We start from the raw sequence: 25,648 nt of genomic DNA, 5'->3' as shown, positions 1-25,648 counted from the left end.
ACTAACAATCTCGCTCAACGACGCCCCAGGAGGACATCATGAGCATTGCCATCCCCCAAGACCGCGTCGACGCACAAGCGATCCTCGATGCCACACCGACCGGTCTGCTGATCGGCGGCCAGTGGGTGACCGCGTCAGACGGTAAGACCTTCACCGTCTACGACCCGTCCACGGAGCAGTCGCTGATCGAGGTCGCTGACGCCTCACCCGGCGACGGCCGCCGAGCTCTCGAAGCTGCGGTTGCCGCGCAGAAGGCATTCGCGGCAACAACGCCCCAGTCACGGGCGGACATCCTTCGCGGTGTCGCAGAGAATCTACGAGAGCGCATGGAAACGATCGCCCGCGTGCTCTCCATGGAGGCCGGTAAGCCCCTCGTCGAATCACGGGCCGAGATCAACAGCGGTCTCGACTTTATCGAACACTTCGCCGAAGAGGCGGTGCGCACGGAGGGCAACTATCAGGTCAACCCGGTCAGCGGCGGCCGGATGATCGTGATGAAGCAGCCCATCGGACCGTCGATCCTGATCACGCCGTGGAACTTTCCCTTCTCTCAGGCCGCGCGGAAGCTCGCGCCCGCAATCGCTGCGGGTTGCACGATCGTCGTCAAACCGGCGGCCGAAACACCCTTGGTACTACTGGCATTCGCTCAGGCATTCATCGATGCGGGCGTCCCGGCCGGTGTCCTCAATGTCATCACCACCAGCACGTCGAACGCTGTGATCGAACCACTGCTCAGGTCGGGGCTGGCTCGTAAACTGTCCTTCACGGGTTCCACTCCGGTAGGGGTCAAGCTCCTTGAGCAGTCCGCAGAACAGGTGCTCAGTACGTCGATGGAACTCGGTGGCAATGCGCCGTTCATCGTCTTCGGCGATGCCGACCTGCAGATCGCCATCGACTCCCTGATCACGAACAAGATGTGGAACACCGGCCAAACGTGTACCTCTGCCAACCGGATCTACGTCCATTCCACAGTCATCGACAGGTTCCAGCAGCTGCTGGTCGAACGACTATCCAACTATGTGCAGGGACGCTGGACCGAGGAGGGCGTCAATCTCGGGCCACTCATCAATGCGAAACAGATCAACGCGGTCTCCGCGATCGTCGACGATGCAGTTGCCAAGGGAGCCAGCCTGATCGTGGGCGGCGAGCGCCTCGATCGTCCCGGCCATTTCTACCGGCCGACGGTGCTTCGAGACGTACCTCACGACGCACTCCTCAACACCGAAGAGATCTTCGGCCCGGTTGCGGCGCTTATCCCCTTCGACGACGAGGACGACGTCGTTGCCTGCGCCAACGACACCGAATACGGTCTGGTTGCCTACATTTTCACCGAAAACTTGCGCCGTGCGATCCGGGTGTCCGAAGCACTCGAAACCGGCAACGTCGGCCTCAACAGGGGAACTGTCGCGTACGCTGCGGCGCCCTTCGGTGGGGTCAAGAAGTCGGGCCTGGGTCGGGAAGGGGCTTCCGATGGGCTCGAGGAATTCTTGGAGACGAAGTTCGTCGCCCTCCAACTCTGACATTTACGAACAGCATCCCTCGGTACGAGAAATCCCGCGGAACGCATATCCGGGAAAACCCATAGGAGCAGCAATGAGCGTTGACGGCAGGTTGGCAGGAAAAGTCGCTTTCATCACAGGTGCCGCGCGTGGCCAGGGGCGGAGCCACGCGGTTCGGCTCGCCAGCGAAGGCGCGGACATCATCGCGGTCGACGCATGTGTCGAGTACGCAACCACGGAATACCCGATGGCAACGAAAGAGGACCTCGAGCTGACGGCGAAAGAGGTGCACGCCCTGGGGCGGCGCGTCGTCACCCAGATCGCCGACGTTCGCGAGCAGGATCAACTCGCGGCGGCACTCGGCAACGGAGTCGCCGAACTGGGGCGACTCGACATCGTGGTCGCCAATGCCGGAATCTGCGTTCTCGGTGCCTGGGACGAAGTGACACCCGAAATCTGGAAGGACACCCTCGATACCAACCTCACCGGAGCCTGGAACACGATGATCGTCGCTGCGCCGCACCTGATCGCGGCCGGCGGCGGATCGATCATCGCCACCGGCTCCACGTGCGGAATCAGGGGAGTGCCCTTCTTCGGCCCCTACGTTGCCTCCAAACACGGCTTGGTCGGAATTGCAAAGTCCTACGCCAACGAACTCGCGCAATACAACATCCGGGTCAATGTTGTTCACCCGGCTGGGGTGGTGACTGAACTCACCAACGGGCTCGGCCGCATCGGCGAATTGATCGAGACGAACCCCCGTCTTGGCGGCACATTCCAAAACGCTCTTCCGGTGGAGCGACTCGAGGCGAGCGACGTCAGCAATGCGGTTGCGTTTCTCGCATCGGACGAATCCCAATTCGTCACGGGCACCGAACTCGCCGTCGACGCCGGAAACACAAACTTCTGAAAAAGCTACCGATAGACGCGGACGTGAGATACGAGCAGCAGAGTCCACCGATGACTCCAGCTCAACACATACATCGTAATGAGCCGAAAGGGAAATGATTGCTGTGCCGGAAGCCGATGTGAAGGATCTCCTCACGAACCCACTGAGTTTGTTCATCGATGGAAAGTGGGTCGACCCTGTTTCCGGCGGCTCGATCGACGTCATTGATCCCTCAACAGAGCAGTTGTTCGTCAGTGTCGGCGAAGGCACCGAACAGGACATCGACCGGGCTGTCGCTGCGGCGCGCACTGCTTTCGATCACGGTTCGTGGCCTCGCCTGACGCCCGCCGAGAGGGCAGGTTACCTACGCGAGATGGGAAAGCTGCTCTACGAGCGGGCCGACCAGATCGCGCAGATCTGGCCACGCGAAATGGGTAGCACGTATGCGATTGCCCATGCGTTCGCCGGCACTCTCGGTGGAATCTACGAGGACTACGCCGGTTACGCCGATACGTTCCCGTTCGAGGAGCGGATCGACCACCCGCCTGCGGGCGGCGCCCATGCGCTTGTCGTTCGCGAACCGGTCGGCGTCGTAGGGGCGATCGTTCCCTGGAATGCGCCATTCCAAATCGCACAGTTCAAGATTGCTCCAGCGCTGCTCGCCGGCTGCACAGTGGTACTCAAGACGTCGCCAGAGGCTCCAGGCGTGGGCTATGTCATGGCCGAGATCGCTGCTGCGGTAGGGCTGCCACCGGGCGTGCTCAACGTTGTCACCGCCGACCGCGGCCCGTCGGAACGGCTGGTCCGGCATCCCGATGTCGACAAGATCACTTTCACTGGATCGCTGGCCGTAGGTAAGAGCATCGCACGGGTCGCGGCCGACCGGATTGCGCGCCTAACATTGGAGCTGGGTGGCAAGTCGGCGGCGGTCGTTCTCGACGACTACGAAGTGGAGAGCGCGGCTGCATCGATTGCGGGCGCTGCCTGCCTGCTGACCGGACAGGTGTGCTCGTCGCTGACACGGATCATCGTTTCTCGCAGCCGCCACGACGACCTCACCGACGCGCTCAGCGCACAAATGGCGGGTATCACCGTCGGTGATCCGTTCGATCCGGCCACGGGCATCGGTCCTCTTGTCACCCGAAAACAGTTGCATCGGGTGGAGGAGCTGACCAATCGAGGCCTCGCCGAGGGGGCGAAGCTAGCGTTCGGAGGAAAGCGCCCGGCCCATCTCTCCCGTGGATTCTTCTTCGAGCCAACTGTTCTCGCCAACATCGACAACAACGCGACTGTCGCTCGCGAAGAAATCTTCGGCCCCGTCTTGGCGGTGATTCCTGCCGACAATGAGGATCATGCCGTCGCATTGGCGAATGACACGATCTTCGGGCTCAACAACTCGGTCTTCACCAACGACGCCGACCGGGCGTACACCGTTGCACGGCAACTGCGTTCCGGCACCGTCGGTCACAACGCCTTCCGTAGCGACATGCGTATCGGCTTCGGAGGCTTCAAGCAGTCGGGGCTCGGGCGTGAAGGCGGCGTGGATGGGCTGCGACCGTTCCTGGAGAACAAGACCTTCATCGTGGACGAACTGCCGTCTCACCTGAAGCCCTGAACCAGCACGACACCACCTGGAGAATTGATGGAGACAATAGTCAACGGCGTCACGATCCTGAAGCAGCCGTCGACGGCGAATGACACTGCACAGGCGAATATCGACCTCATCGTCGAGTTCTTTTCGCTGTATCTGAAAGACAAAGACCGCTTCTATTCATTGTGGGTGGAGGCGGAGCCTCAGGTAATCACGCCTTTTGTCACCGATGACGTGGCGGTCCTGCACTCAGGAGTCCATTCCGGATGGCCCGCAGTCAAGGGGTTCTGGGATCCGATCCACGATGAGATGCACGGCCGCTTCGACTGGTTCGTCGACGAGTTCATCGTGGGGGAGGATCCGAACACGATCGTCACGCGTTCGCATAGTGAGGTCGACGTGCAGACGGGGGAGACCTGGGGTAACCGCCATGTCGCCTACAAAGGCCGTTACGTACAGGTCTTCCGATTCGACAATGGGCGAGTGAAGTCCTTCGAGGAGTATTACGATACTGCAACCCTCAATGCCGCGTACGGGGCATAGATTTTCGGCTGTCGATCACTTGTCCTTACTTCGCCCTCCCAGCCCGTCGGCCTTTGCCGGCGGGCGGTTCGCTCGTTGCCCGAGAATTGTGTCGGCACGCGGGAGGAGGCACCAGGGTGGGAGCGGTGACGGGCTCCCTCGGGCGATGCGCTGCCGGGCGCGTCACTTGATCACCTACCAAAGGTAATTGCGGTGCACGCGATCCAGTACATGGGAGTCAACGATGTCTCCGTCACAGAAATCGACAAGCCTGTGATCAAACCTGCGTATGCGTTGCTGAAAGTTGCCGCAGCGGGCGTCTGTCAAACGGACATCCACGTGCGGGCATCCACCGAGCAGATGCTTCCCTCCGGAGTGGTACTCGGGCATGAGATCGCCGGGCATATCGTCGAATTGGTCCGGCCTTGGCGGCGGTCCTGCCCGATGCCGGGCTTGTTCCCTACCATTCCATTTCCGCGGCGAGGGAGCTGCTGCGTCCGGGTGCCACCGCCGTGGTCATCGGGATCGGTGGACTTGGCCAGTTCGCGATCGAGATCCTCCGCACACTGACCGGTGTCCAGATCATTACCTTGGATGTCAAAGCGGCGGCGCTTGAAGCGGTGGGGGACACCGTTGACCTCTCGCTCCGCGCGGACAGCGACGGTGCGGTCGAGGCGATCATCGACCACACCGGTGGATACGGGGCGGAATTCGTGCTCGACCGGGTCGGAAGCACGGCAACGTTGAGGATGTCCTCTGCTGTCGTTGCACGTATGGCGCGATTCGTGTCCCCGGGCTGAGTGATGGGGTCTTCAAGTTCGAGACCTCACAACTCGCAACATCACTTCCGTGGGGGGCTTCGATTACTCGGCCCTACAGTGGAACCCACCAGGATCTGCATGACCTCGTTGCTCTGGCGAGAACGGGACGGGATCGATCCGGGCAAACCTAGAAGGGTATGCCTTCGACGATGCGATCCGGGCCTTCGACGACCTGGACGCCGGCAAGATCACCGGTCGTGCGGTCATCAGGATGGAGTGACTGGGAGCACAAGCAATCTGGTGTTGCAGCCACAGCGGGCAGGGCGTCGGTGAGTTCGTGTGCTTGTTCGGCAGTGCGGTTTGGCTATGCCGGCCAGGCCGCGGTCAGAACAGCAGGGTCCGTCTCGTGGTCATCAACGGTGACAAAGATGATCGACTGGCGATCGAAGACTTTCTCTTCGTCCTCAGCAATCGCTTCGGCGACGCGATCGGACTGCAGGTAGGCCATGCCCGCATCGAATGCCGCACGGTTTTCAAACCAGATTTCCGTGATCACATCGAAAGGTGGCTCGTTGCCGGAGCGCCACGCGTCGGTCTCATATGTATGAAGGTAGCGGCGGATGTACCTTTTGAGTCCCGGTGTGGATTTGATCGCCAAGGGAACATGATTCGCCTCGTAGTACTGCTTCAGATGGTCAAGTGACGTGCCAGGCTTACGCTTGATCATCGCAAAGGCCTTGAACATGTGGCCATCCTTCTTTCGCTGACAACCGTATCGGCGTGGTAACTGCACCTGGGGGCGGTGCACCTTCGGAGATGCGCGAAACCGTACGCCACGAGGTACACCCGCCCTCCCTTTGCATCATGGTGGGCCTGCACCGAGTCACGCATTCAGGCGTGGTCGGGTCCCGTCAGGGTCAGCGGGCAGCGACCGCGCTGGCGTCGCGCACGGACTCGGCGTTCGAGGCTTCGAGGGTCTGGTTGCCCCACCGTGCGACGGCCAGGTACCCGGCGATGGCACCGAGCAGGCAGAGCCCACCGCCGTAGATGCCGACCAGCATGGTGTGGCCGGGAAAAGCGACTGTGATGGAGGCCGCGACCAGGGGGCCTAGCCCGCTGAGTGCACCACCGAGCTGTTGGCCCAGTGAGACGGCGCTGGCGCGGACTTCCGCAGGAAAGAGTTCGGGGAAGAACGCCCCGGATGTTCCGGTCACGATGCCGTGCCCGAAGACCAGGACGAACACCATGCCGGTCAGGATCAGGATCGGGTCGGCAGTCGGCAGAGCCACGAAGAAGGCGAAAGTGAGGGCCGCCTCCAACAGGAAGCCTGCGATGATCAGCCGACGGCGTCCGATGCGGTCGGACAGACCTCCCCACGCGGGCACGCTCGCGCAGAGCAGCGCAGACGAGATCGTAACCACCATGAGCATTGTCGTCTGCGAGACTCCGTATTCGGAGGTCGCATAGGACAGGGAGAAGACTGCAACGATGTAGTAGACAGTGTTCGGTCCGGTGGCCATCAGCGTTGCCAGAAGAACGTCCTTCTTGTGGCTGCGAAGCAGCTGGCTGATGGGTAGCTCGTCTGCACGTCCCTCGTTGCGGACCCTCTCGGTGGTGTCCGGCTCAGGGATTTTCCGTCGAACGGCATATGCAACGAGGACCAGGACCGCACTGAGCAGGAAGGGGACGCGCCATCCCCAATTGAGGAACGTCTCCCTGGGAAGTGAGTGGACAAGTGTGAAGACACCGGTGGCCATCACCATGCCGGCGAAGCCGCCCGCGTAGGAGAATGAGCTGAAGAACCCGCGGCGGTGAGCCGGTGAACTCTCCATCGCCAGGGTGGCGGCATTCCCCATTTCCCCGCCCAAGCCGAGACCTTGCACCACTCGCAGTGCGACGAGCAGCACCGCGGCCCAGTCACCAATTGCGGAGGTGGTGGGCAGGAAGCCGATAAGGATCGTGGCGCCCCCCATCGTGTAGAGGGTCGCCATGAGCGCCTTCTTGCGGCCGAATCGGTCTCCCACATGGCCGAAGATCACGGCACCCAGTGGGCGAATCAGGTAACCGACGGCCAGGGTGGCGAAGGAAACGAGGGTGCCGATTGCCGGTGTCAGCTCGGAGAAGAACAACGCATTGAAGGCGATGGCCGATGCGGTGCCGTAGATGAAGAAGTCGTAGAACTCGATGGCTCCACCGAAAAAGCCAGCCGCTGCGGCGCGGCCTGGCGCTTTCTTCTGGATCGTGGCGCTCATTGTGCTCCTTAGGTGAGCAGATCGGATGTCGTGGCGATGGATGGTCGCCCCAGCGCCTCGGGATGCTAAGCGGGTTCTAACGGTTTGACCATTAGGGACAGTAGCAATATCATCGTGATTCGGATCACATGGATCGATCAGTGAAATCGGACTTGCTTGAAGCTTGGCTCATCACTACGGTTCTCCCGCTCTGGATACCGGGATGGATTCCGCGGCGTGTCGCTGGTCACACAACTGAACTGAGATGGGGTTCTTGCATGAAATGTCTTCGACCGGCGGATGACGCGGGTGGTGAGCGATGACAAACGATGCTCGCAATCAGGGAGCTGCCCGCGAGTCCGTGATCGCGCGTGTCGCCCGAATCCTCGCCTCCTTCGACCGACAAAATGCGGCACTGCCGTTGTCGGTTCTCGCCGAGAGAGCTGACCTACCTGTCCCTACGGCCTATCGCCTGGTCACTGAGTTGGCTCGTCACGGCCTGCTGGAGCGTGACGAGGACAAGAGGATTCGCGTCGGCATGCGACTGTGGGAGCTGTCCACCCGCGGCAACGACCGTTTGACGATTCGGAACATCGCGCTTCCGTATCTGGAAAATCTCTTCGAATCGCTGGGGCAGCTCACAACATTGGGCGTCCTCGATGGCGGGACCGTGCTGTATCTCGAGCGTCTAACGCCAGCGGGCACGGACGTCGAGCGCGCGCACATCGGACAACGGCATCCTATTCACGCCGCATCTACCGGCATGGTTCTGCTCGCTTTTTCTCCCCGGGCATTCCAGGAGGAGTATCTGAACCGGCCGCTCCCGAAGTACACGGTCGATACCGTTACCGACCCCAATATCCTTCGCCGCCAGTTGGCGCTGATTCGACGGCAACGTTATGCCGTGACACCAGGGATTGGCATGCCGGACTGGACCGGGATGGCTGTGCCGATTCTCGGGTACGACAAAACAATTGTCGCTGCGCTGAGCGTCGTTTATCCCAGGGGGAAGGAGAACGCAGCTGCGGCCATACCTGCGCTTCAAGCGGCTGGATTCGCGATCTCGATGTCCCTCTCTCCTCGTGCGCCCGACCCGACGAAGAGTGAGGCCGATCGCAGTCGCGGGTTTCGTTGAATGAAACTGAGGTCAGTGTCGCCCGTCACAACTGACATCGTGGGTGTCGAACTTCCGGCTCCGGTCGACCGTCACGATCCGAGGACTCATGCTGCGTCCCGATCGGCCTGCAGCGGACCTGATGACCTCGATCGGGGACGTACTCAGAAAGGGATCACGATGACCATCACATCGACAGATGAGACAAACGCGCAGACGCTGCCGTACTCCCATGAGCTCGACTGGCCCGAGGGGCTTACGCCGTGGACTGTCATTGACGAAACCGGTGTACAGGGTGAGCCCTATGCGCACTTCACCTGGATGCGGGAAAACCACCCGGTACTGCGAGTTGCCCACCCACAAGAGGACGTCTACTTCGTCTCTCGATACGCCGATGTTCGTAAAGGTATGCGTGCGGCGAAGATCTATCGCAATCAGGTGAACGACGAAGTGCCGTTTGCCTTCCCGACCCTAATGGACGGGTCCGCGCACATGAAGATTCGCAAGGTCGTTGCTGCGGGCTTCACGCCGAAAGCGATTGGCATGGTGGCAGACCGCGTTCGTGATGTTGCGACGGAGGTCGTGGACGCCTTCAGCGCACAAGGTGGAGGCGAGGTGACCGAAGCCCTCAATCGCCCGCTCACCATGGCTACCATCAGTGGCATCCTCGGCGTGCCGTACAAGGATGTCGAGCAGTTCGACTCGTGGACCGAATCGGTGTGGGCGTGGTTCGCGAGGGTCTCGCGCATGGCGCCCGGACTGCCTGGCGACGAGGAAGTCTCGCAGGACCTGTTCGACTACCTGGGCGGAATTCTCGAAGACCTGTACCGGCAGGAAAGCGAAGCTGTCGGTGGCCACATCGCTCGTGCCTGGGTGAGCGACGGCACGCTGACGCGTCAGCAGGCGATCGAGCTGTGTGTATTCGTGTTCATAGCCGGGTTCGACACCACCACCCGCCTGATGGGGGGCAGCTACCTCGTCTTCAGGGACAACCCGAACCTGTTGGACCGCCTAAACGAACGCCCCGAAGATTCGGAGAAGTTCGTCGAGGAGCTCGTCAGGTTTCGCGGTCCGGTCCACAAGGCTCCTCGTCGACTTGCCGAGAGTGTCGAGGTCGCCGGTGCGACGATTCCCGCCGGTTCGGTCGTTCGCCTCCTGCTGGCATCGGCGAATCGTGACGAGGCGCACTGGGGTCCCACAGCGGGTGTGTTCGACATCGATCGTGATACCGAGGGGCACTTCGGCTTTGGTCACGGGGTTCATCAGTGTCTTGGCTCACCGCTGGCACGCCTGGAAGCGCGGATCATGTTCGAACTCCTCGCCTCACGAATAGACGGTGTCGACTTCGATTCTGCGCACGATCTCGCTCTGCTCAAGGGCAACAGCCTGACCAACGGTGTCGAGCGGCTGACCGTCAAGGTGAACGCTCGACGGAGGTAGGGCACGAAATGAAATGGTCCAGTGTCGGAAAGCCGATGCGGGACCATTTCATTCAGCAAATATGGCTAGTTCATCGTCAGAACTGCGCGCCCGACGACCCGGCCTGCATCGAGGTCGTCGAAAGCCGCCAGTGCATTCTCGAAAGGATATGTGGTGATCGGTATGGTGATCAGCCCGTCAGCGGCAAGTGCGATCACGTCGGCCAGATTGTTCCTGGTTCCTCCATACGGACGACTGACAATGGCTGCACCTCGGGGGACGGCTGTCGTTGCGCGGTCGGTGTCGAGAGTAAATGTGCCACCCGACTGGCCGGGAACCCATACCGTTCCGTACGGCGCTACCACGGACCCCGCCAGCTGCAGCGTGGAGTCGGTTCCGACGAAGTCGAGCACCAAATCCGGTCCGTGACCGCTTGCGATTTCGACCACCCGGTCGGCGATCGAGGCGGCATTCGAGTTCAACACCGCGAACACCTGACTGCGGACCGCATCGAGGGCAGACTCACGGACGTCGACGACCACGACGCGTGCTTCGGTTGTGGCACGCAGGATCGACACCGCGAACTGTCCCAGTCCGCCCGCTCCGATGACCAGGACCGAGGCTCCGTCGACCAGGAGATGACGATTAGAATCCACGGCGTGGTACGGGACAGTAGCCGCGTCGGGCAACACGGATGCGAACTCGGGTGCCAGCCCTCGCGTGGGCAGTGCGGATGCTGCTGGAACAACGACGTATTTGGCCATCCCGCCGTCATATCGGGTTCCGGGACCCTGGGGCGGGGTCAGCCTCGAGGCGGTCGACAGGCATGCGTTCTCCCGTCCCCGGAGACACTGGCGGCACCTCCCGCATGACCAGATCGTATGGACGACGACTTCGGTACCGAGGCTGATCGAGGAAACCTCTGGACCCAGTGACTCGACCACACCTGCGATCTCGTGACCGAGTGTCAAACCGGGTTCGACGGCGATCTCGGGGTTGTTCCTGAAGGTGACGTCGGTGTGGCATACCCCGCAGGCAGAGACCTCCAGGCGTACCTGACCGGGTCCCGGCTCGGGGACGGGCACGTCGAGGAAGCCGATGTCATGCACGCCCTTGTATTTCAGAGCCCTCATGCTGATCCTTCCCTGCTGTCCACGACCGGTGGATTCTCGGCCGCGATGTGTTCAGCTGTCGGCGACTCGATTCACCAGATCGTGGACGAGTCGGGCCAGATCGTCGGGTCTGCGCCGATGGGCCGTGTGAGTGCCGCCGGTCAACTCCACCAGTTGTGCACCCGGCAGTTCCCCTGCCAGTGCGGCAGCGCCCCGCCGATGTCGATCGTCGGAGTCCGAGCCATACGCCACCACGACTGGCACGGCCAGATCCGCAGCGGAAAAGACACGCCTTCGGCCTGCGTCTCTGAGTTCGGCCGCCCAGACCGGCCCCCAGCTCAGAAAGTGCGCGCGCCGAGCGTCATCGAGTTCCTCCCACCGCCGGTCTCCCATGGCGCGACGCATGAACCGTTCCGCCGCGCACTGGACCTCATACGTATCAGCTCCCTTGGTCGGAAGCGGAGGAGCCGGCCACCAGGATTCCCATGGCAGGGGCGGCTCGTACCCCATCACACCGAGCACCTGGTCCGGGAGCGCCTGCGCGACCGCCAACGATATCGTCGCGCCCAGGCTGTGTCCTACCAGGACCGTGGGGGTGTCACCGACGATGGATCGAAGATCGTCAATGTGATCGGTCAAGGACGGGGGAGCAATCTGTCGAGTCGGTGCGGAACGTCCGTACCCACGCCGGTCGTAGCGGACAACAGGGTGTTCGGACAGCGCCGCGGCCAGCTTCGACATACTGTCGGACGAGTCCATTGCACCGTGGACCAAAACCAGCTGTAGTGCAGAATGATCCACTCCCTCGCGGCTGATGTGTATACCTGCGGGGGTTAGTGAGGCAACCATGAAAGGGTCAGTCTCTCGGTAGGCCGAGGACTTTCTCGGCGGCTGAATTTCGAATAATCTCGTCTGTCCCGGCGAAGATGTGGACACCGGGTTCTCCCAGCACGAGAGAGTTCCAGCTGAAGGTTCCCCATTCGCCGGTGTCGGCCGTGAGCTTTGCGCCCAGGACCCTGCCGGCCAGCTCCGACGCCCGGCGGAGGTTGGTGCTGAGCGCCAGCTTGCTCAACAGGGGAGCAGGATTGGCGTGGTAGAACTTCGCGGCTCTGCGGTCGGATCCTCTGGTGTTCATCTGACGCGCGGCCCAGAATCCGCTGATTGTGCGCACCAACTCCTGGCGGATCAGGGGATCGTCCTGTGCGCCCATCGCCCGGACCAAGGCGGTGAGACGGGTTCCGTTGGCCAGGCCGGAACCGGATCGGCGCAGGCCGGCGCCAAGGCCTGCGCGTTCGAGAGCAAGAATGGTGCGGACAACAGTCCAGCCTTCACCGATCGAGCCGAGGAGGTGCGTGGTCGGGACGAAGGCGTTGTCGAGAAAGACTTCGTTGAAGGCGGCGCCACCGGTCATCTGTCGCAGAGGAACGACCGTCACTCCGTCCTGCTTCATGTCGAGGATGAACGCTGAGAAGCTGTTCTTGCCCGCCTCGGCGCCCGTGCGCGCGAAAATGATTCCGATATCAGCGAGGTGCGCATCCGAGGTCCACACCTTCTGACCCTGCAGCAGCCATCCCCCCTCGGTCTCCTTGACGGCGGTGCGCGCGGAGAACAGGTCGGAGCCGGCATCCGGTTCGCTGAAGAGTTCGCACGCCATGATCTCACCCCGGTACAGTGCACGGGGTAGCGCGTCGCGCACGGACTCGGATCCGAACTCGCGAATGACCGGACTGAGGACACTGTCGAGCTTGAAGTAGGTGTCGCTGGGCGCCTGGTAGCCGGCCTCGAGCCTGCGATAGGCCTTCAAGTGCGCGGTCGTCAAACCTGCGCCTCCGACCTTACGCGCGCCGTCGATCCATCCGAATCCCGCGTCGAACCTCTTCTGTCGCCACTCCCTCGACTCCGCCAGGCGCGCCCGCTCTTGTTCGGAATCCGGTTCCTCCCAGAGCTTTACACCACCGTCCTCGCCTTCACCCCACACGAAGGCGCTTCGGGATGGTTTAGGCTCTAGGTTGGCGTCGAGGAACTCGGTTGCTCGCCGGACGAAATCGTCGACTGACTCAATCGAATCGTCGATCTTCTGCTCTTTTACAGCGTGGTTCACGGTTCGCTTCCTTCAATGTGTGGCTGTTCGTGCAGGATTTGGGGTGCGACGCAGCGTTAGCCTTCGGTGATCGAATGGGCGCCGAGTTCGACCCAATCGGCCGTCAGTGCCTTCTTGTTGGACTTCCCGACGGCATTGATTGGCAAGTCTTCTCGACGCAGCCACCACGTGTCCGGCATCTCGTAACGAGCGAGGTAGGTTCGGCACAGGTCGCGCAGTTCGTCGAGTGACGGGGCTGGGCTTCCGGGACGGATGACGACGGCGGCGCCGATTTTCTCACCGAGGTCCGCGTCGGGCAGCGCCATCACCGCCACCTCCGCAACGGCGGGATGACGCAGAAGCGTGTTCTCGATGTTCGCGGTTGCGACATTCTCGCCACCGCGGATGATGATCTCCTTCACCCGTCCGGTGACGTAGAGGTATCCCTCCTCGTCAATTCGGCCGATGTCTCCGGACGCGATCCACCCCTCGGCATCCTCGAGCGGTGGTTCGCCCAGGACCTCTTCGGGCGCGTTGGGAGTGCGGCCGTAGATCTCGCCTTCGCCGTTCTCGTTTGCATCGACGATCTTCACCTCGACGACAGGCAGTGGGCGGCCGACTCGTCCGGGGTGCCCGGCGATCTCCTTGCCGGACGCGGCAGCGAGCAGGCCACCGGTTTCGGTCAGCCCGTAGAGGCTGCCGACCTTCTGCTGGACCGAAGGAAATGCCGCGGAGATGCGTTCACGAAGTTCAGGTGGAACTGCAGACCCGCCGAGCGGAATCGACGAGAGGGTTGAGGTGTCCCTGGTTGCGATATCCGGATGTTCGAGCACGCGTGAAACCATCGTGGGAATAGCCCCCCAGGACCTGACGCCTTCGGTCTCGATTAACCGCAGCACGTCGGCAGGATCGAACTTTCCATTCAGCATGACCAGACGACCGCCCTGAAGGAGGGTCGCGATGCTGGTCTGCACCCCGGCCAGATGGAAGAGAGGAACGGATTGCATCGACGTCGTGGACTTGAAATCCTCCGGAAGCTCGTTGGGCAATCGGTTGGTCAGCGCCAGAAGATTGTGCAGGTTCCCGATGACCGATCGTTGAGACACCAGGATACCTTTAGGCAAGCCCGTGGTGCCGGAGCTGAACATGATGACGGCGTCGTCGGATTCATCGACATCCGCCAAACGCAACGTGGCAGGTGCCTGCGAGTCGACCTGCTCCCGGATCTCTGCGATCCGAACTCGCGAGACGCTGGGGATGTCGACGTCAGTTATGGCGACCTTGGGCTGGATCTTGGCCGCTAGTTCGGACACCTCGTGCGAACTCCACCACGGATTTCCCAGTGCTACCACAGCACCCAAGGAGTGCAGTGCCCAGAACGACACGCACCACTCGACCGAGTTGAAGCTGAGCAGCAGCACTCGGTCGCCGCGGGTAACTCCGTAGGCGGCCAGACGATTTGCGACCCGTGCCACAGCCCCTTCGTGGTCCCGGTACGTCAGCCTGCGCTCACCCTGGACCAAGAACTCACGATCCTGCCACCGCCGGCCCTCGAGCAGTAGCTGGTTGACGGCGGACGGACGATCCCTGTACATGCGCGACGGCCGCCCGTGGACGATGCCCTCGACGACCTCGCGCCCCCAGAAGGTGCCGGTCTGCTTCACGATCGTGTCGACCACGGAATGCTCCTCGAATAAGCGCGGATGCCCGCTCAGCTTCGGCTGCCTCGGCGAGGACACGAAGCCGTGCACAGGCTATGATTAACGGTAGAACCATTTGAAATCATGTGGAGCGGTATGTCAACAGTGCACGCCTCTCGGGTGGAGCAGAGCGAACTTCCCTCCCATGTATCACTCGAGAAGGGATGGGCCGTCATGGCACTGGAAGTTGACTCCGGGTATATCGAGGTGGATCGGTTGAGGGCATATCAATCAGTACCCCGCTTCCCGGCCGGGTCCGCTCCCACGCAGGGCATGCTCGTACTCCCCATGGTTACCGGCATCGGCGAGCAGGTTCGCGAATGGGCGGATCAGATTGCAGCGGAAACCGAGTGCATCGCGTTGGCTTGGGACACATGGCATGGGAAGAGTTCCGACGACACGTCGTTCGGCGAGCTCATGGATTGGAGCGCCAATCTGAAGGATCAGGATGTGTTGAGGGAGTTGAAGATCCTGCTCGCGTATCTTCGAGAAGATCTCGGGCTCGAGCGTATCGGGGTGGTGGGCTGGTGTCTGGGTGGCCGCTACGCACTGATCCTCGGTGGCCTCGAGTCCGATCTCGCCAATGTTGTCGCCGTCCACCCCACCATTACGACATCGGTCGCGGCTGACGGTGTCGTGGATGCTGTCGCCGAGTCCTTGCGGACAGAAGCTCCCGTTTTTGTCGCCTACCCAGGGAAGGACTCCATCGTCTCGCGCGAGAGCTTCCTGGCTCTGCAGGAGGCATTGCAGTCGCGTGTGGAAGCGGCGAGCATCATTCACCTGTACCCACAGGCCAAGCACGGATTCAGCGACAAGCGTCGCCACAACGAAGAAGTGAACGTCGACGCCTACATGTCGACCTGGCCGCAGGCACTCGAGTTCGTCAAGGCCACCACGTCACGGTAGTTCTCGACCGTGCAAGGCAGGCCCCGCCGGGCCGTGAGCTGGCGGGGCGTGCCGTTGTTTCGATGGTGAGACGTCGTCAGGCAACCACGCGCCCTTCGAACAGTCGACGGGCGGTTCGGTAGGTCGAGGCGTATTCAGCTCGGTACCGCGCGGGCACGGTGCCTTCGCTGGTGACCGACGCGTTGACGTCGAGCACTCCGGAAGGAGTGCCCAAGCGGATCTTCGCCCCTTCCGTCCCGGTTGTCGCGGTATGAACGACGGTGCCCGACAGTCGTGTTGCGATCGCGGCACACATCGCACCCGTGACGGGAACCGCCCGATGAGGTCGTCCGCTGGACATGAATCGCACCAGCAGGTCCACGTCCTCTGCCCGAATTGGCCGATCCGAGATGGTGGCGTACGACCTTGGCTCAGCCACCAATGCTACGAACGGAACGAGACGGTTGAGAGCCGCGGCATCAGTCGTTGGGGCCAACCCCATCGCAACCGACGACGCCCGCCTGATCGACTCGAGTGCCGTAAGAAGTTCGGGATCGGACTCGATGTGGTCAGGCAGTTCGGTGCCGTCGAGACCCAAGACGCCGGCATTAACGAACACGGTTGGGTTGGCCGCGTCCACCATCGAGACCGTCGCCGGACCGAGGTGTGGCACGTCGAGTGTATTCACCGTGTTACCGGTCGGGAGCAGGTGTCCGGTCACAGCTCCTCCAGGGTCGAGGAAGTCGAGCCGGATCGGTGATCCGGAACCTGCTACACCGTCGATGGAGTAAGTGCCGTCGCTGACCGCCTGTCCGTTCCGGACTTCGAACGTGGCATGGATGATCTTTCCGGTGTTGGTGTTGTGGATTCGTACCACCACCTCGCCGTCCGGCCTGTCTACGAGGCCCTCGTCCACTGCGAACGGGCCGACCGCCGATGACATGTTGCCGCAGTTCCCCCCGTAGTCGACATCGGCTGACGTCACCTGAACCTGGGCAAAGGTGTAGTCGATGTCGGCCTCGGGGTGGGTGGGAGCGCCGATCACACACACCTTTGACAGGGATGAGATCCCACCGCCCATGCCATCGAGCTGTCGACCGTTGGGATCCGGACTGCCCATCGCGGCCAGAAATATGCGATCACGCTCCGATCGTTCCTTGGGCAGGTCGGCCGCGTGGAAGACCAACGCTTTGCTGGTGCCGCCGCGCATGAATATCGCCGGGTACCGATTCATTGAGTGCTCTTCTCGTGTCGTGCCGGTGGCACCTCGCGATGCAGGTGCGCGGCCGGTTGGCGTCAGAAGGGTCGCGGCGCGGGAAGCGCGGCCCTGACCGCAAGCGACATGGAGCCGATGCCGTCGATGCCAATCTCAACTCTGTCGCCGACCGCCATCGGGCCGACCCCCTTCGGTGTACCGGAGGCGATGATGTCGCCGGGCTGGATCGCTGCCACCGACGAAATGAGTTCGATGGACTCAGCGACGTCGACGATCATGTCGCCGATCCGTGCGTGCTGGCGCTGTATTCCATTGACGGACAAGCGAGAATGAAGTTCGTCCGTCGAGCCGAGTTCGTCTGCGGTGACGATCCACGGCCCGGTGGGAGTGAAGGTGGCGAACGACTTGCGCAAAGACCTGTCCTCTTCGTGAACTCCCGGTTCGATACGCATAGTCAGGTCGATCAGACAGGAGTATCCGAACACGTGGTCGAGTGCGTCTTCGCGTCGAATATTGCGCCCTCCCTTGCCGATTACCACCGCCATCTCGCACTCGTGATCGAACCGCCTGGATGACCCGTGCGGGAGCTCGATTGCGTCACCTGCACCGGACAGCGAGGACGGCGCCTTCAAGAAGAAGCCGACATCACGGGCGGTCCGTCCGCCCGTCGTGATCGAACGATTGCCGATCTCACCCAGATGTGCCGCATAGTTCGCCGGGATGGCCCAGATATGGCTTGCGGCGGGGTTGACTGCTCGAAGCGCGATCTCGCTCACCAGCTGGCCGGCGTCTGCTGACCGGGTGATCTCGGCGAGATCGTCGGAGATGGTGTCCCAGTGGCGGATCAGCCAGTTCAATCGCTGCTCCGGCCAGAAATCGAGTTCCTTGGGTACCAGATGTGTTGCATCGAGGACTCTGTCCTTTACGACGAGTCCGACGCGGAAATCATCGAAGACTGCCAGTTTCATGCCGGCGTCCCTTCGTCGGTGACGGTCTGTTCGAAGTAGGCATTGAGAGAGCGGAAGATCGGCGAGTCGTCCACTCGGAACAGGCGACCTTCGGCCTTGCCGATGTTGGAGTGGTGGACGGTGGCGAACGGTGGGACAGAGATGAAATCACCCTGGGCCCAGTTGAATACTCGTCCGTTCACGGTCATCGCTGCTGAACCGGAGACGGCATAGTAGACTTTGCTGCCGCTGTGTCGGTGAGCCACACCATCGAACCCGGGGCGGATGATCTGCGCCTTCATCGACAGCGAAGGGAGCGCGGGGCCACCCCCTGCGGGGCTCTGATATTCGAGAATGACATCGTCGCGGGGATCGGATTCGAGCCCCTTGGCCTGCTCGAGTGCCGTATCCGTCTGCGCCCGGGTATAGACGAGGAGTGGATTTCGCTGTGGCTGCGGTGTCGGCCCCGCCGGACGTAGCAATCCGGAGCCGAACTCACGCCAGGACTTCTGCGGCTGGCTGCTGATCGGCTGAATATCTGCCTCGTACGGGTCGAAGAAGATGTTCTCGAGCTTGCGCATCACCGAGATGTTCAGGACATCGATCCAGATCATCGGTGCGTCACCCTTGTGGACGTGATCGTGGAAGGCCCAGCTGGGTGTCAGAACGAGGTCACCCTCGTTCATCTCGTAGTTCTCGCCCTCGACGGTTGTGCTGCAGCCGCTGCCGCTCATGATGAACCGGAAGGCGTCCGGGGAATGCCGGTGCGCAGTGGCGACCTCGCCGGGGTTGATGTACTGGATGGAGGCCCAAAATGTGGGCGTCGTACCGTATTCCAATCCTGGGTTGGCGAGGCGTAGCGTTCGCCGGTCGCCCCCAGGCCGGAGGTCGAGGACCCGTCCCAGTTCCTCGAGGTATGCCAGCAGGTCGTTGGACTTCCAGTGCATGGGTTCCATGCTGGACTGCGGGGTTCGTGTGAACAGCGGCGGTTCATCGGGCTGGGAGATCTTCAGCCCCTCCTTGCCGAGTCTCTCGCGCAGTGCGGCACGAACGCGTGCGTCGTCGTCGATCACGGGGGTGTCGGTCATCGCCCTGTCCTTCGAAGTAATCGTTGCAAACAGCTTCATCAAAAGGTAGAACCATTATTGCGCGCCGTTGCGGTGTCGCGTCAAGTGCCAGAGTCCACTGGCACTGGAATCGATCGATCACACAGTCAGGTGGTTCCGCGCGGAATCGCTGTAGTCGGATGTAGTCGACCTACCGGGTCGCGAGAAGCCTCCGTCACACCCCCGACTGATTGGCAAAGAGAGGCGAACTGACATGACGGGTATAGGCAGAGTTCCCGTGCTGATCGTGGGCGGCGGGCCAGTCGGACTAGCCCTCGCTGGCGACCTCGGATGGCGGGGGGTCGATAGTGTTCTCGTCGAATCACGAACCAACACCGTCTTCCAGCCCAAAATGGACATGGTCGGCATTCGTACCATGGAATTCTGTCGGCGCTGGGGCATCGTCGAAGATGTCCACGCTGCCGGGTACAACAGGCAGTACATCCAGGACTGCGCATGGGTCACCGACCTCAACGGGTACGAGTTCGGACGGGAGGAATTCCCGGCTCCGGCCGACGAACAGCCGCCGCAACACAGTCCCCAGCATCGCGAACGGTGCCCGCAGAACTTCTTCGACCCGGTCCTCGCGAGGTTCGCCGGTCGTACCGGGCGAGCCGACATCCGCTACCGCACCGAATTGGTGTCCTTCGAGGACCACGGCGAGTTTGTCACCGCAGTTCTGCGGAATCGTGAGAACGACCAGAAATACGAGGTCGAGGCGCAGTACCTCGTCGGATGCGATGGCGGTGGGAGCACGGTGCGTACAGCCTTGGGCATCCAGATGAGTGGTGAGGGCACACTGACGTATACCTCAAATGCGGTCTTCAGATGTGAGAATCTCGAACATCTCCACAACAAGAAGCGTGCGTACCGCTACATCTTCATCGGTCCCGAAGGCACGTGGGCGACGCTCGTGGCCATCAACGGCCGAGACCAGTGGAGGTTCTCGCTGATTGGTGACGAATCCCGCAGCGAAGTGGGAGAAACCGAGATGCGGAAGGCGATTGGTCGGGCTATTGGGCGCGACTTCGACTTCGAGATCCTGTCCATCCTCCCATGGGAGCGCAGGCAGTTGGTGGCTGACACCTACCGGGAGGGCCGGGTGTTCCTCGCCGGGGACGCCGCCCATCTCACCTCTCCCACCGGGGGATTCGGGATGAACACGGGCGTTCTGGATGCTGTCAACCTGTCGTGGAAGCTGGCCGCTGCGATCGAAGGCTGGGGGGGTGAAGCTTTGCTAGACTCCTACGAATACGAGCAGCGCCCGGTCGCGATCCGGAACGTCACCGAGGCGGGCGGCAACCTGAAGCGGATGCTGGGCCCGCGCGTGGCCAAACCGTCGCCGGAGGTCTTCGAAGACGACAGTCCGCAGACCCAGGCCGCACGCCGAGAGTACGGAGATGCCTATACCGAAGCGATGAAGCGGGAATGGTTCAGTATCGGAATCCACCTGGGATACGTCTATGAAGGGTCCCCGGTCGTCATTCCTGACGGCACCACGATGCCACCGCTCGAGGTTCAGACCTACGCGCCTACGGCGCGACCGGGTCACCGAGCACCGCATGTCTGGCTCGACACGGATCGGTCACTACTTGACGAGTACGGTCACGACTTCGTCGCTGTACGCTTCGACCCGGCTGTCGACCTCGCACCACTGACAGACGCGGCCAGAGCGCGCGCGGTGCCACTGCGAGTGGTGGACGTTGACAATGCGGAAGCCGCCGAATCATACGCAGCAAAGGTCACGCTCGTCCGCCCGGACGGAAGCGTCGCATGGCGAGGCGACGGACTTCCCGCAGACTCAGACTTGTTGATTGCAAGGGTCGTTGGTCATTCGCGAGAGCGGATACCAGGGGCTTGTGTCTGAGCTCCGTAAGTCCGAGATACCCCGGATGGCACCATCAAAGATGGTATGGGTGACTCCCCGATGATGTTGTTGGGACTCGATTGCACGCACGATCGATCGTGGCGTCTGCTGGTGATGGCCAAACAAGTGAGCTTCATCAGCCGAGGCTGACATCATCGTTTGAGGACGTCAGATCATGGTTAGCGACGTTGCCAGGTCCTGTGGCCGGTGGCCTATGCGGCCGGTCCGACCGATTTTGGTCTGTATCGGGACCTGACTGCGGCAGGGATGCGTCTGGCACGGTTGATCGTCGACGGCGGTTGGACGTGTGCGGCCGCCGCGAAAATGATCATGGTCGTGCCACCCACGGCGAAGATGTGGGCGCACCGCTGCCGGAGTTCGCGCGGCGTAGTGGTCGAGCCCCACCACGCCGCCGCGCGAAATGGTTCGGCAGGTCGTGGGCCTGCGGTGGCGTCATCGGCCTGGTCCGGTCCAGATCGCCGGACAGCTGTCGATGTCGGCGTCGACCGTGTACGCGGTACTGGTGCGGTGTGCATCAACCGGCTCTCGCGTATCGACCTAGTGACCGGCGAGCCTGCGTGGGCCGAGAATGCCGACCGCTGATCGGGACGGCGTTCGTTCACACCCGTCATCGACGACCACTCATGTGTGACATACGCCGAGGTCTGCACCGACGAGAAGGCCGCGACCGCGATCGGGGTTCTGCAAAGGACAGTCGCACGGTTCGCAGACCGCGGCGTCACCGTCGAAAAAGTGGTCTCCGACAACGAATCACCACCGCACCCACTCCGCGATCGGTTGGCCAGCCACTCTTCAGCCTGGCCGACCAACGTGCCTGGACATCACATCACGCGGGCCGGTGGTTAGTCAGAACTCAACCACTTTGCTGTCACTCGGACATTTGTGACTCAGCCGACACTAGGCGTTCCTCAACGCGTTCGAGATGATGTGTCATTTCCTCGACCGCACTTTCCACCTTGCCATCCCGCAACAGGTTTATGAACCGTCGACGCATCGCGGCCACGTCAGTCAGAGGTTCGGGACCGACTTTGTTCAAACGAATCTGAACGATGCCTGTCAATGAGTCCATCAGCATGACCAAGACCTCGTTGTGCGTGGCCTTGGCGAGGACCGAATAGAAGTGGGTAATGCTAAACGTTCGGCTCGAGCCCGCCTCACTGTTGGAATGATGCTCCTCGAAAGCGTCGACCTCGGCCTCGAGAGCCGCGAAATCCCTTTCGGTCGCACGCGCGCCGGCAAGTCTAACGACGTCGGAGGTCAGCAACACCCGCGCTTCCAACAAGCTCTTCGCGGACAAGGCCCCCAAGGATACGAGGTCGGTGACGGCTCGACTCACCACCCTGGTGTCGCCACTGCGGATGAAGACGCCCCCTGTCACACCTGGGCGTGACTCGACGATCCCGCCCATCTCTAACCCGCGAAGGGCCTCTCGAACACCCTGTCGACTCACGCCGAAGATCTCGGCCATTTCGCGCTCCGCGGGGAGTCGGGAGCCTGGAGCGAGCTTGCCGGAAGCCAACGCATCACGAATCTGCTCCGAGATGTATTCAAATCCCCGGCGCGTATGGACTCGGGTGAAGATCGAGCCATCAGCTTCGGCCTCTGCACCGCCCCTAGCCGGGGAGAAGAGTGGATCTGGGGCTGACATTGATCGAAACTCCCTCGTCTGGCGAAGTGGACAACACTGAGTATAGCTCGATTGGTTGAACCTTTAGGGACTTAGGGAAATGGTCGTGTTCGATACGACGCGCACTGCCCTGCGCGTCCCCGAGGACTACGTGTAAGACCTGCGCCGACGATGGTGGAGGATTCGCTAAATCGTTCGAAGGATGCTGACCTAGGCAAGCCTTGATCCTGTGCGTCCGGCCATCGGAAATCGACATGACTCTCGCAGACCGCTACTTGTACTCCCCGTGAGGTTATGAACGCGGGCTGCGGGGTTAGGCCGGCGATGCCGGTGTGGGGTCGGTGGTGATTGTAGTAGTGCAGTCATTGGCTGTAGACCGCGCTTCGCGGTCGGCCTCGCTGGCATAGGGGCGGGGCTAGGCCTCCGCGGCACGCTACCTCACCGGTGTTGCCCTACCAATCGACGCCGGCACCACCCTCATGTAGCCGGGTCCGGCCGCCGCCGCGATGCTGACCCAGCTGAGTCCGCCGATTCGGCAGCGGCGTCCTCGAGTGGGTGAGCAGCGGTCGCAGCCTGAGCAGCTCGTCGACCTAAGGGAGCGTGAGGTCTCGCCGCTCGCTGGTCAGCACTTGAAGGCTGGCGGAGTCTTTGGCGAAATTCTGAGATAGACGTGGATTCTGAACGGCCGACCGCGGGGTAGGAGACTATCGATGCAGGTCAGTGCGTCAAGATTGAGGTGGATCTTCTGAGTTGGACGCGGATTGCACAGTTGTTGTTGGCGGCGGTGAGTGGTGACCGATCTCGATCGGATGCGAATACGTCTGGGCCTGGTGCCGGCCGACAGATGCGCCCCTGGCGAGTGCCGTCGGGTGTGGCCCCGGCTCTTCCCGTCGGGCCCGCACCCGAGCGCTAACATCGAGGAGCTCGTCGAAGCCGGCCACGAGCAGGGTGTGCTCAGTCGTGACTGCACCGCGAGGGGCATCGCCTTTCTTCAGGTCGACCTGGTGGGCATCCTTGACGCGAGCCCCGAGTCGCCGGAGCGCTACCGCCGACACCTTCAGTTCTTCCGCGACGGTGTACGGGTCAGCGAATGAGGTCTCGCGTTCACGGCGCGACTTGTTGATCGTCGGCACGTCGCAATCACCGACGCCCGTCACGCACTCCCGAGGTGTGTCGCCGTGAGCTGGATGAGTGCGTTGCGAACTGGTTGAGGTACGCGAGGGCTCGTCGCGAGGTAGAAGGGAACATCGGCAATCTGCGGCAGCGTCGGTACACGGCGGAGCCCATCGGGTAGCGGCCCGAATCGGGGTAGTGGGGTGACACCCAGGCCCCGGCGCACGGAGGTGAGGACGGTCGTGAGATCCGAGCATTCGCGAGCGATCGTGTACCGGCGGTCGTGAAGGGTCGCGAGGGCTCGGTGACGTACCGCGCAGGGCGTCGAGAACAAGACGAGACGGTCGGTGGGCGCCCCGTCGGCTCCGATCCATTCCAGCGGGAGTGTGGCCACTCGGGAACTACCCGCGGTGGCGCTGGTCAGCATCAAAGCCACGTCGGCGCGGTCGTGGGCGATGAGGTCGCGCGCCCGCACGCTGCGCGTGAGCCGCAACCGAACACGTCTCTGGGGCACCAGCGAGTCCAAGGCCGACACCACGATCGGCACGAGGGACTCGGCAGCGTGTTCGGTTGCGGCGACCACGATCTCGTCATCCTGTGGTGGCAGTAACGCGCGCACGGTCTCGTCATGCTGATCGAGGAGGAGGCGGGCGCGTGCGGCGAGCTCTTCACCATCACTGGTGAGGGTGATTCCTCGCCCCTGGGGCGCCACCAGAGCGCATCCCAGTTCACGTTCGAGTTTCCGTCTGTGACCGGTGACCGCAGGGCGCGAAAGATGCAGCACCTCAGCGGCTTTCGCCACCGACGAGAATGCGACGACTGCGTCGAAGCTTCGCAGTGGGGTGATGTCGAGGGTTGTCACTTCGCCGAGAATACCGAAACTGTTCACGAATCGTGAATAGTTTGGTCAGCGATGCCGCCTCGGATCGATGCTCGATGCATGTCTCGACGACCGCTTCCCCTGCGCCTGGCCGTGCCCACCATCCTGCTCTACGGTGCAGGCTATCCGCTCGGATCGGCGACCGTCGCCGTCATGTCTCCGTTCCTGGTGATCTTGCTCCGGTTCGCCGCTTCGGCAGCGGTGCTGTGGCTGATCGTGGCCCTTCGACGGACGCCGTTGCCCGGGCGTGGTCAGGTACTGCACGCGATGGCGGCCGGGTTGCTGACCCAGGGCGTTCAGTTTCTGGGGCTCTACTGGGCGTTGGCCCAGGGCATGCCTGCGGGCCTGTCGTCGTTGATCATCGCCCTCAATCCCGTGGTGACAGCTGTGCTGATGGCGTTGGTTCTCGGTCATCGCGAGACCCGGCGAGGGATTGTTTCACTTGTGCTCGGGACCGCAGCCGTCGTTGTCGCCTGCGCTCCCGGCGTGGTTGCCGATCACGGTGTCGGCTCCGCGCTGATCGTGGTCGTCGTGGCCATGTTGGGCCTCTCACTTGGCGGGATCTATCAGGGGCGCTACTGCTCGGGCATGGACCCGTGGATGATCACCGCAGTGGGGTTGACCGCGTCGACGCCGTTCGCGGGAATTGCGGTGGCGCTGACACCGACTCACACGTCGGACTGGCCTCGCGCTCTGATCTTGCTCGCCGCCATGGTCGTTCTCACATCGGTCGGGGCCACGACGTTGTATGCAGCGTGCATCGAACGATCCGGTGCGCGCGCCGCCTCGATCATCTTCGCCGTGATTCCGGCGACCGCGAGCGTGATGGCCTGGGTTGCCCTGGACGAATCGTTGTCGGCGTTCACCCTGGTCGGGTTGGTTCTGGGCGGAGCTGCTTGCGTGCTGCAGGCGACAACAGGTGGTGTGTTTGGGAAGCACTCCCATAGAATCCGTCTGTGGTCGTCCCGGAGTCGTCAACAGGGGTTGGTGGGATCCGAGTCGACGGATCAAAATAGTTGTGCTTCAACGACTGTCGAACTTCGTTCCCCTCGTTGAGGATCACGGTTT

At 62.2% G+C, this 25,648-nt stretch carries 22 protein-coding genes and 2 pseudogenes; 13 read left to right on the top strand and 11 right to left on the bottom strand.

Annotated elements, in window-relative coordinates; genetic code table 11:
• Positions 1 to 38: 38 nt before the first annotated feature.
• From AAFP35_RS17960 to AAFP35_RS17935, 6 genes and pseudogenes are all read left to right on the top strand, one after another.
• The gene (locus AAFP35_RS17960; RefSeq protein WP_419223001.1) at positions 39 to 1,520 is read left to right on the top strand and encodes an NAD-dependent succinate-semialdehyde dehydrogenase; all 1,482 of its coding nucleotides are present in this window, start codon (positions 39 to 41) and stop codon (positions 1,518 to 1,520) included.
• A gap of 73 nt (positions 1,521 to 1,593) precedes the next feature.
• Positions 1,594 to 2,409 carry a mycofactocin-coupled SDR family oxidoreductase gene (locus tag AAFP35_RS17955; protein ID WP_419223086.1) on the top strand — a complete coding sequence of 272 codons (816 nt, stop codon included), beginning with the start codon at positions 1,594 to 1,596 and terminating at the stop codon, positions 2,407 to 2,409.
• A 94-nt stretch (positions 2,410 to 2,503) separates the two neighbouring features.
• Positions 2,504 to 4,003, top strand: coding sequence for an aldehyde dehydrogenase (locus tag AAFP35_RS17950; protein ID WP_419223000.1), 1,500 nt, complete (start codon positions 2,504 to 2,506; stop codon positions 4,001 to 4,003).
• 27 nt (positions 4,004 to 4,030) lie between these two features.
• Complete coding sequence (locus AAFP35_RS17945) at positions 4,031 to 4,522, top strand: nuclear transport factor 2 family protein (RefSeq protein ID WP_419222999.1); 492 nt, start codon at positions 4,031 to 4,033, stop codon at positions 4,520 to 4,522.
• A gap of 210 nt (positions 4,523 to 4,732) precedes the next feature.
• Positions 4,733 to 4,906, top strand: a pseudogene (locus AAFP35_RS17940) (alcohol dehydrogenase catalytic domain-containing protein); the annotation flags it as partial.
• A gap of 20 nt (positions 4,907 to 4,926) precedes the next feature.
• Positions 4,927 to 5,301: a zinc-binding dehydrogenase gene (locus tag AAFP35_RS17935; RefSeq protein WP_419222998.1), complete on the top strand. Its 375-nt coding sequence runs from the start codon at positions 4,927 to 4,929 to the stop codon at positions 5,299 to 5,301.
• A gap of 325 nt (positions 5,302 to 5,626) precedes the next feature.
• Here the strand turns inward: AAFP35_RS17935 and AAFP35_RS17930 are convergent, their stop codons facing one another.
• On the bottom strand, positions 5,627 to 6,007 hold the full coding sequence (locus AAFP35_RS17930) for an EthD domain-containing protein (protein WP_419222997.1): 381 nt from the start codon (positions 6,005 to 6,007) through the stop codon (positions 5,627 to 5,629).
• 172 nt (positions 6,008 to 6,179) lie between these two features.
• A complete protein-coding gene (locus tag AAFP35_RS17925) occupies positions 6,180 to 7,514 on the bottom strand; it encodes an MFS transporter (RefSeq protein WP_419222996.1) in 1,335 nt (444 codons plus the stop codon).
• Between the two features lie 298 nt (positions 7,515 to 7,812).
• Here AAFP35_RS17925 and AAFP35_RS17920 point away from each other — a divergent pair, with 298 nt between their 5' ends.
• Together AAFP35_RS17920 and AAFP35_RS17915 are read left to right on the top strand one after the other, a co-directional pair.
• Positions 7,813 to 8,628, top strand: coding sequence for an IclR family transcriptional regulator (locus tag AAFP35_RS17920; RefSeq protein ID WP_419222995.1), 816 nt, complete (start codon positions 7,813 to 7,815; stop codon positions 8,626 to 8,628).
• Positions 8,629 to 8,787: 159 nt separating this feature from the next.
• Entirely contained in the window at positions 8,788 to 10,047 is a 1,260-nt protein-coding gene (locus AAFP35_RS17915) for a cytochrome P450 (RefSeq protein WP_419222994.1), read from the top strand.
• 65 nt (positions 10,048 to 10,112) lie between these two features.
• On the opposite strand, the gene AAFP35_RS17910 is transcribed toward AAFP35_RS17915, so the two are convergent.
• The 4 genes from AAFP35_RS17910 to AAFP35_RS17895 are packed head-to-tail and all read right to left on the bottom strand — an operon-like array spanning position 10,113 to position 14,969.
• A complete protein-coding gene (locus AAFP35_RS17910) occupies positions 10,113 to 11,159 on the bottom strand; it encodes an alcohol dehydrogenase catalytic domain-containing protein (RefSeq protein ID WP_419222993.1) in 1,047 nt (348 codons plus the stop codon).
• A 51-nt stretch (positions 11,160 to 11,210) separates the two neighbouring features.
• The gene (locus AAFP35_RS17905) at positions 11,211 to 11,987 is read right to left on the bottom strand and encodes an alpha/beta fold hydrolase (RefSeq protein WP_419222992.1); all 777 of its coding nucleotides are present in this window, start codon (positions 11,985 to 11,987) and stop codon (positions 11,211 to 11,213) included.
• A 7-nt stretch (positions 11,988 to 11,994) separates the two neighbouring features.
• Positions 11,995 to 13,239 (bottom strand): acyl-CoA dehydrogenase family protein, encoded by a 1,245-nt coding sequence (locus AAFP35_RS17900; protein ID WP_419222991.1) that lies wholly within the window; start codon positions 13,237 to 13,239, stop codon positions 11,995 to 11,997.
• A 56-nt stretch (positions 13,240 to 13,295) separates the two neighbouring features.
• Positions 13,296 to 14,969 carry a class I adenylate-forming enzyme family protein gene (locus AAFP35_RS17895; RefSeq protein ID WP_419222990.1) on the bottom strand — a complete coding sequence of 558 codons (1,674 nt, stop codon included), beginning with the start codon at positions 14,967 to 14,969 and terminating at the stop codon, positions 13,296 to 13,298.
• A 123-nt stretch (positions 14,970 to 15,092) separates the two neighbouring features.
• Here AAFP35_RS17895 and AAFP35_RS17890 point away from each other — a divergent pair, with 123 nt between their 5' ends.
• Positions 15,093 to 15,824: a dienelactone hydrolase family protein gene (locus tag AAFP35_RS17890; RefSeq protein WP_419222989.1), complete on the top strand. Its 732-nt coding sequence runs from the start codon at positions 15,093 to 15,095 to the stop codon at positions 15,822 to 15,824.
• A 76-nt stretch (positions 15,825 to 15,900) separates the two neighbouring features.
• On the opposite strand, the gene AAFP35_RS17885 is transcribed toward AAFP35_RS17890, so the two are convergent.
• The 3 genes from AAFP35_RS17885 to AAFP35_RS17875 all read right to left on the bottom strand — a co-directional run bounded on the left by AAFP35_RS17885 (position 15,901) and on the right by AAFP35_RS17875 (position 19,054).
• Positions 15,901 to 17,037, bottom strand: coding sequence for a 2-methylaconitate cis-trans isomerase PrpF family protein (locus AAFP35_RS17885; RefSeq protein WP_419222988.1), 1,137 nt, complete (start codon positions 17,035 to 17,037; stop codon positions 15,901 to 15,903).
• 62 nt (positions 17,038 to 17,099) lie between these two features.
• The gene (locus tag AAFP35_RS17880) at positions 17,100 to 17,795 is read right to left on the bottom strand and encodes a fumarylacetoacetate hydrolase family protein (RefSeq protein ID WP_419222987.1); all 696 of its coding nucleotides are present in this window, start codon (positions 17,793 to 17,795) and stop codon (positions 17,100 to 17,102) included.
• A gap of 188 nt (positions 17,796 to 17,983) precedes the next feature.
• Positions 17,984 to 19,054, bottom strand: a complete 1,071-nt coding sequence (locus AAFP35_RS17875; RefSeq protein ID WP_419222986.1) for a cupin domain-containing protein — start codon at positions 19,052 to 19,054, stop codon at positions 17,984 to 17,986.
• Positions 19,055 to 19,310: 256 nt separating this feature from the next.
• On the opposite strand from AAFP35_RS17875, the gene AAFP35_RS17870 reads away from it, so the two are divergent.
• Both AAFP35_RS17870 and AAFP35_RS17865 read left to right on the top strand, forming a co-directional pair.
• Positions 19,311 to 20,939 (top strand): FAD-dependent oxidoreductase, encoded by a 1,629-nt coding sequence (locus AAFP35_RS17870; RefSeq protein WP_419222985.1) that lies wholly within the window; start codon positions 19,311 to 19,313, stop codon positions 20,937 to 20,939.
• Positions 20,940 to 21,206: 267 nt separating this feature from the next.
• Positions 21,207 to 21,791: pseudogene (locus AAFP35_RS17865) on the top strand (IS481 family transposase); the annotation flags it as partial.
• A 37-nt stretch (positions 21,792 to 21,828) separates the two neighbouring features.
• Here the strand turns inward: AAFP35_RS17865 and AAFP35_RS17860 are convergent.
• A complete protein-coding gene (locus AAFP35_RS17860; protein ID WP_419222984.1) occupies positions 21,829 to 22,608 on the bottom strand; it encodes a FadR/GntR family transcriptional regulator in 780 nt (259 codons plus the stop codon).
• Positions 22,609 to 23,378: 770 nt separating this feature from the next.
• On the opposite strand from AAFP35_RS17860, the gene AAFP35_RS17855 reads away from it, so the two are divergent.
• A complete protein-coding gene (locus AAFP35_RS17855) occupies positions 23,379 to 23,681 on the top strand; it encodes a hypothetical protein (RefSeq protein WP_419222983.1) in 303 nt (100 codons plus the stop codon).
• Positions 23,682 to 23,740: 59 nt separating this feature from the next.
• On the opposite strand, the gene AAFP35_RS17850 is transcribed toward AAFP35_RS17855, so the two are convergent.
• Positions 23,741 to 24,562, bottom strand: coding sequence for a LysR family transcriptional regulator (locus tag AAFP35_RS17850; RefSeq protein ID WP_419222982.1), 822 nt, complete (start codon positions 24,560 to 24,562; stop codon positions 23,741 to 23,743).
• Positions 24,563 to 24,640: 78 nt separating this feature from the next.
• On the opposite strand from AAFP35_RS17850, the gene AAFP35_RS17845 reads away from it, so the two are divergent.
• Positions 24,641 to 25,636 carry a DMT family transporter gene (locus AAFP35_RS17845; protein WP_419222981.1) on the top strand — a complete coding sequence of 332 codons (996 nt, stop codon included), beginning with the start codon at positions 24,641 to 24,643 and terminating at the stop codon, positions 25,634 to 25,636.
• Positions 25,637 to 25,648 lie beyond the last annotated feature (12 nt).

Source organism: Gordonia sp. CPCC 206044, from assembly GCF_048537895.1.
In the GTDB taxonomy this organism is placed as follows: domain Bacteria; phylum Actinomycetota; class Actinomycetes; order Mycobacteriales; family Mycobacteriaceae; genus Gordonia.
Note: the sequence above shows the minus strand (reverse complement) of the source record. Positions and strands in the feature narration are given on the sequence as shown.